Annotated in this window: 6 protein-coding genes and 1 pseudogene; 5 read left to right on the top strand and 2 right to left on the bottom strand. The window is 56.3% G+C overall.

The features are described 5' to 3' along the window. Positions 1-81: pseudogene (gene dcd / locus M0974_RS24590) on the bottom strand (dCTP deaminase); the annotation flags it as partial. A gap of 321 nt (positions 82-402) precedes the next feature. Between dcd and M0974_RS24585 the strand changes: the two are divergent. Then, entirely contained in the window at positions 403-612 is a 210-nt protein-coding gene (locus tag M0974_RS24585) for a cold-shock protein (RefSeq protein WP_002554837.1), read from the top strand. Between the two features lie 169 nt (positions 613-781). On the opposite strand, the gene apbC is transcribed toward M0974_RS24585, so the two are convergent. Further along, positions 782-1,876: an iron-sulfur cluster carrier protein ApbC gene (gene apbC / locus M0974_RS24580; protein WP_297843148.1), complete on the bottom strand. Its 1,095-nt coding sequence runs from the start codon at positions 1,874-1,876 to the stop codon at positions 782-784. Between the two features lie 187 nt (positions 1,877-2,063). Here apbC and metG point away from each other — a divergent pair, with 187 nt between their 5' ends. The 4 genes from metG to M0974_RS24560 form a co-directional block, all read left to right on the top strand. Then, a complete protein-coding gene (gene metG / locus M0974_RS24575) occupies positions 2,064-4,106 on the top strand; it encodes a methionine--tRNA ligase (protein ID WP_297843145.1) in 2,043 nt (680 codons plus the stop codon). A gap of 138 nt (positions 4,107-4,244) precedes the next feature. Continuing rightward, positions 4,245-4,832 carry an Rnf-Nqr domain containing protein gene (locus M0974_RS24570; protein WP_297843142.1) on the top strand — a complete coding sequence of 196 codons (588 nt, stop codon included), beginning with the start codon at positions 4,245-4,247 and terminating at the stop codon, positions 4,830-4,832. Further along, positions 4,829-5,701 carry an RnfABCDGE type electron transport complex subunit B gene (locus tag M0974_RS24565; protein WP_367279047.1) on the top strand — a complete coding sequence of 291 codons (873 nt, stop codon included), beginning with the start codon at positions 4,829-4,831 and terminating at the stop codon, positions 5,699-5,701. Before M0974_RS24570 ends, M0974_RS24565 begins: the two co-directional genes overlap by 4 nt. Continuing rightward, positions 5,688-6,618 (top strand): RnfABCDGE type electron transport complex subunit D (locus M0974_RS24560; RefSeq protein WP_297843139.1); only part of this gene is annotated, 931 nt, incomplete at its 3' end. The genes M0974_RS24565 and M0974_RS24560, both read left to right, overlap by 14 nt.

The following is a 6,618-nucleotide window of genomic DNA, read 5'->3' as shown; positions in this document are numbered from 1 at the left end:
TACCTGACGCTCTACGAACGGCTCGATCATGCCGTGTTCTTGCGCCATGCGGCGAATCCATTTATCCGATTTGATGCTCATGACGGTGTCCTGAATAGCGAGGTGGAAAAATCTGTCCGGCATCTTACCGGGCCGGGCCGTTGGGTTCAAAGACTCTGACGGCTGATACCATCGGTCTGCATAGGCCCATCAGTCGCCAAAGTAAAAAATCGTTAACAGACCATTGGCACGTTTCGAAAAACGCGTTAAGGTGGCGCCACTGTGTTGCTTGTGTCACTGAGAATCTCTACACGATGTTGAATTTCGATCCAACCATCTCCAAGAATTTTTCCTGCTCTTTGCACTCAGTCTCGGCCAGGGCTTTTCCTGAGTCGCAGTTAACTTTGTCCAAGGAGATACACCATGTCTAATCGCCAAACTGGTACCGTTAAGTGGTTCAACGATGAAAAAGGCTTCGGCTTCATCACTCCACAATCGGGTGACGATCTTTTCGTTCACTTCAAAGCTATCCAATCTGACGGCTTCAAAAGCCTGAAAGAAGGCCAACAGGTCTCTTTCATCGCTACCCGCGGTCAGAAAGGCATGCAAGCTGAAGAAGTTCAAGTTATCTAACTTGTACTTATTCGCTTAAAAAGAACCTCGCCCTTAAAAGCGAGGTTTTTTTACGCCTGTCGTTTATGCCTCAGGTGTAAAAAAACCCGTAGGAGCTGCCGCAGGCTGCGATTGTCTTTAAGCATCGCAGCCTGCGGCAGCTCCTACGGGTATTTACATTTCCGCTAGATCAGTCGTCACTAACGGTAATGCTTGGCATGGCTTGCGACTGCGCCTCCTGCAGCACGATCCGCGCACCTACATGTCGCGCCAGCTCCTGGTAAACCATAGCAATCTGACTTTCAGGCTCAGCGATAACCGTTGGCTTGCCACCGTCTGCCTGCTCGCGAATCAACATCGACAACGGCAATGATGCCAGCAGCTCGACGTTGTATTGCGCGGCCAGCTTCTCACCGCCACCCTCACCAAACAAATGCTCTGCATGACCGCAGTTCGAGCAGATGTGTACCGCCATGTTTTCCACGACGCCCAACACAGGAATGTTGACCTTGCGGAACATCTCCACGCCTTTCTTCGCATCCAGCAACGCCAGATCCTGCGGAGTGGTGACAATCACAGCACCGGCCACCGGGACTTTTTGTGCCAGCGTTAGCTGTATGTCACCAGTGCCTGGCGGCATGTCGATGACCAGATAATCCAGATCATCCCATGCTGTCTGAGTAATCAACTGCAGCAGCGCTCCGGAAACCATCGGGCCACGCCACACCATCGGTGTGTTGTCATCGGTCAGAAAGGCCATGGACATCACCTGAATCCCATGGGATTCAAGGGGCACAAACCATTTTTGATCTTTGATCTTCGGCCGGGTGCCTTCTGGGATACCGAACATCACACCCTGACTCGGGCCGTAGATGTCGGCGTCGAGGATGCCGACACGCGCGCCTTCGCGGGACAAGGCCAGCGCCAGGTTTGCCGCCGTGGTGGATTTACCCACGCCGCCTTTACCCGATGCCACGGCGACAATGTTCTTCACATTGGCTAGGCCGGGGATTTGCTCCTGAGCCTTGTGCGCCGCAATCACGCTGCGCACCTCGACTTTTGCCGAAGACACGCCATCAAGGCCTTCGATAGCAATTTGCAGCATTTGCGCCCAGCCATTCTTGAACAACGCGGCGGCATAACCGAGTTCAAGCTGCACGCTGACCCGATCACCCTGGATGTCGATAACACGGACACAACCAGCGCTGACAGGATCCTGATTCAAATAAGGGTCGGTATATTGGCGAAGAACGGCTTCCACCGCTGCGCGATTAACGGCGCTCATGGCTACTCCAGAAATAAAGACTGACTAAAACAGGCAGGTATCCTACGCCTTATACAAGCGGTCGGCATGCTTTCGGCACACGCTGGACCGCTCAATGAATGCGTGCAATATGCGTCCACGGGGTGAAAAATATCGCCCAGACCTTTATAGTGGCCGACCTCCGTTTCACTTCAAGTAGCCGAGCCCCATGTCCGAGCCACGCAAGATTCTCGTCACCAGCGCCCTGCCCTATGCCAATGGTTCAATCCACCTTGGCCATATGCTTGAGTACATCCAGACTGATATGTGGGTGCGCTTCCAGAAGCACCGGGGCAATCAGTGCATCTACGTCTGCGCGGACGACGCTCACGGCTCGGCAATCATGCTGCGTGCTGAAAAAGAAGGGATCACCCCAGAGCAATTGATCGCCAACGTAAAGGCTGAACACAGCGCCGACTTTGCCGACTTCCTGGTGGACTTCGATAACTTCCACTCGACGCACTCGGATGAAAACCGCGAGCTATCGAGCATGATCTACACCCGACTGCGTGACGCCGGGCACATCGCTACGCGTTCGATCACTCAGTATTTCGACCCGGAAAAGCAGATGTTCCTGGCCGACCGCTTCATCAAGGGCACCTGCCCGAAATGCGGCACTGAAGACCAATACGGCGATAACTGCGAAAAATGCGGTGCAACCTACGCGCCGACTGACCTGAAAAACCCGAAATCAGCGATTTCCGGGGCCACGCCGGTCTTGAAAGAGTCGCAGCACTTCTTCTTCAAGCTGCCCGACTTCGACGCGATGCTGAAAAGCTGGACCCGCAGTGGCACCCTGCAAGAAGCCGTTGCGAACAAAATCGCCGAATGGCTGGATGCTGGTCTGCAACAGTGGGATATTTCCCGTGATGCGCCCTATTTTGGTTTCGAAATTCCTGGCGAACCGGGCAAATACTTCTATGTGTGGCTAGATGCGCCGATTGGCTACATGGCCAGCTTCAAGAACCTGTGCGCTCGCCGTCCTGACCTGGACTTCGATGCTTATTGGGCGAAAGACTCCACTGCCGAGCTGTACCATTTCATCGGCAAGGACATCGTCAATTTCCACGCGCTGTTCTGGCCAGCCATGCTCGAAGGCGCGGGCTTTCGCAAGCCCACTGGAATCAACGTCCACGGCTACCTGACCGTCAATGGCCAGAAAATGTCGAAATCCCGCGGGACCTTTATCAAGGCCCGTACGTACCTGGACAACCTGCCGCCGGAATACCTGCGTTATTACTACGCGGCCAAGCTCAGCCGTGGCGTCGATGACCTGGATTTGAACCTTGAAGACTTCGTGCAGAAGGTCAACTCGGACTTGATCGGCAAAGTGGTCAACATTGCCAGCCGTTGCGCCGGTTTTATCCACAAAGGCAACGCCGGTGTGCTGGTCGCAGGTAATGCCGCGCCAGAACTGACCGATGCGTTCCTCGTGGCAGCGCCGGGCATCGCCGAAGCGTACGAAGCACGCGACTTCGCCCGGGCCATGCGGGAAATCATGGGCCTGGCTGATCGCGCCAACGCGTACATCGCCGACAAAGCGCCATGGTCTCTGGCTAAACAGGAAGGCAAGCAAGACGAAGTTCAGGCTGTTTGTGCCCTGGGCATCAACCTGTTCCGCCAGTTGGTAATTTTCCTCAAACCGGTACTGCCGCTGCTGGCAGCCGATGCGGAGAATTTCCTCAATGTCGCACCGCTGACTTGGGACGATCACCTGACCCTGCTCAGCGACCATCGGCTCAACCCGTTCCTGCCACTGATGACCCGAATCGATCCAGTAAAAGTACAAGCCATGAGCGACGCCTCGAAAGAAGACCTGACCGCCAGCGACACCTCGGCTGCCCCGCAAGGCAATGGCGAGCTGCTGAAAGAACCGTTGGCAGCCGAAATCGACTTCGACGCGTTCGCTGCGGTCGACCTTCGAGTAGCGCTAATTCTCAAGGCTGAACACGTTGACGGTGCTGACAAACTGCTGCGTCTGACTCTGGATATCGGTGACGAACAGCGCAACGTATTCTCCGGAATCAAGAGCGCCTACCCGAATCCGGCCGAGCTTGAAGGTCGCTTGACGATGATGATCGCCAACCTCAAACCGCGAAAAATGCGTTTCGGTATCTCCGAAGGCATGGTGATGGCTGCCGGACCTGGCGGTGAAGAAATCTACCTGCTTAGCCCAGACAGCGGTGCGAAACCAGGTCAGCGGATCAAGTAAGCCCTGTGCAAAGCCCACTGACGTTAACGTTCGTGGGCTTTTTCGTGCACCCACGCACGAGTTGTTTTGGGTACTATCTTTTCTAAAGGCGCGCTCGTCTAAAGGTGCTCTCGCCTGCTAGCTCACCCGGGCATACCCATGACCGATTTCATGCTTACCCTCATCAGCGCCGCCCTAATCAACAACGTAGTTTTGCAGTGGCCGCTGAGTGCCGACCCTTTACTGGGCGCGGTCCACGAACCCCAAGCCACACGGCTACAGATACATGCACTGGGCATCGCGACGGTATGGGTAATACTCTGCAGCACGCTTCTTAGCTATCTGCTCTATTGCTACTTACTCATTCCTCTGGGCCTGACTTACCTGCGTCTGTTTGTGTTTCTTCCGGTCATCGTAGTGGCGATCAAACCGTGTTTGTCGCTGCTGTCGCGGTGGTTACCGCAGCTCTCATTTGCAGGGCTATGGCCGTTGCTGTTGGGCAACGCGGGCATGCTCGGGCTTGCGCTAGTCAGCACGCAGACAGATAAGGGCATTGTGTTCACTCTGGCCTTGAGCATCGGCTCGGGATTGGGCTTCTGGTTGGTGCTAAGCCTGCTGGATGACCTTCGCCAACGCATTCGCATCCAGGACATTCCATTGCCTTTTCGCGGATTACCCATCACGTTAATCAGTGTGGGTTTGATGGGCCTGGCATTTCTTGGTTTCAGCGGGCTGATCACGCCATGAACCTGATCAAGAGCATCGATGCGTTATTGCCGCAAACCCAGTGTGAAAAATGTGGCCACCCCGGCTGCAAGCCCTACGCCGAAGGCATTGCCGCTGGCGAAGCAATCAACAAATGCCCACCCGGTGGAGACGAAACTATTGCTGCGCTCGCCCGCCTACTGGACCTCCCGCTGATCCAGTTGGACGTTGAACGCGGCCCGGCACCGGCACAGATCGCGTTCATCCGTGAAGCCGAGTGCATCGGTTGCACCAAATGTATTCAGGCCTGCCCGGTGGATGCGATTCTCGGGGCGGCCAAACTGATGCACACCGTGATTATCGATGAGTGCACCGGCTGCGATCTGTGCGTAGCACCGTGTCCGGTGGACTGCATCGAGATGCACCCGCTGCCTCTTGCTAACATCACGCCTATCGTTGGCGGCCTGGCCTTTAGCCCTGAACAACAACAGGCACGCACTGCCAAGCGCAACCATGCGCGCCGACGCTTCGTCGTGCGCAATGATCGACTGCGCCGTGAAGAAGAGCATCGGCATGCGGAACGTTTGGCACGTACGCAACGCGCCGCAAGCGCTAGCGCAAATGCAGTGGCCGAAACGGCAACAAATCCAGTGCAGTCTGCCATTGAGCGTATTCGCGCACAGAAAGCCGCTGCCAATGACCAAGCGCTGAAAAAAGCCAAGATCACCCTGGCGATGAGCCGTGCACAACTGAACAAGTCACTGAAAGCCTTCGGCCATCCACCGACCCGCGAACAGCAGCAACAACTGGTGCAATTGCAGCACGAATTCGAAGCTGCCGAACAAGCCCTTAGCCTCCTCGACACCACACCTGTGGCACAACCCAAGGTCGGCGCCAATGGGAACGCTTGATACACCGCCCACTGCCCTTGAGCCAGCAAGCGAGCGCCTGCAAAAAACCATGGCGCTGGTGCTCTTGGCGACCTTGCCCGGGGCTCTGACACTGCTGTGGTTCTACGGGTGGGGGATTGTGATTAATTGGCTGCTGGCAGGCGCCATGGCGCTGGCTGTCGAGGCGATCGTGCTCACCCTGCGCAGACAGCAGGCCATGCCCGCCTTAAGCGATGGCAGCGCGCTGGTTAGCTCCACCCTTCTCGCACTGGCACTCCCGCCCTACTCGCCATGGTGGTTGACGCTGCTGGCCAGCGGCTTTGCCATTCTCTTCGGCAAGCATGTGTTCGGAGGCGTGGGCAAAAACCCGTTCAACCCCGCCATGCTTGGCTATGCCATGGCGCTAGTGTCGTTCCCCCAACAAATGAGCCACTGGCCGGCGCCCCACGGCTTGAACCTGCTGGGAAGTGTGCAACACATCTTCGGGGTCAATATCGGCTCGATAGCTGCACCCGATGCCTGGGCACAGGCTACGGCGTTGGATGCGCTGCGAATCAACAAAAGCCTGACCATCGATGAACTGTTTGCGGGTAATCCATCATTCGGGCGCTGGGGCGGCAGAGGTGCGGAATGGCTCAATCTCGCATTTCTTGCGGGTGGGATATTCCTGCTTCGGCAGCGCGTTTATAGCTGGCATGCGCCGGCGGGGATGCTGGGCAGCCTGTTCGTTGTCAGCTTGTTATGCTGGAACGGGTCGGGATCGGATTCACATGGCTCGCCGCTGTTTCATCTGCTAAGCGGTGCCAGCATGCTTGGGGCTTTTTTCATTGTCACAGAACCCGTATCAGGCCCCAGCAGTCCACGTGCGCGGCTGTTGTTTGGCGTTGGCGTCGGCGTGATGACCTACTTGATCCGGACGTGGGGTGGGTATCCGGACG

The organism is Pseudomonas sp. (genome assembly GCF_026224925.1).
Taxonomy (GTDB): Bacteria; Pseudomonadota; Gammaproteobacteria; order Pseudomonadales; family Pseudomonadaceae; genus Aquipseudomonas.
This window is presented reverse-complemented; position numbering and strand designations above follow the sequence as displayed.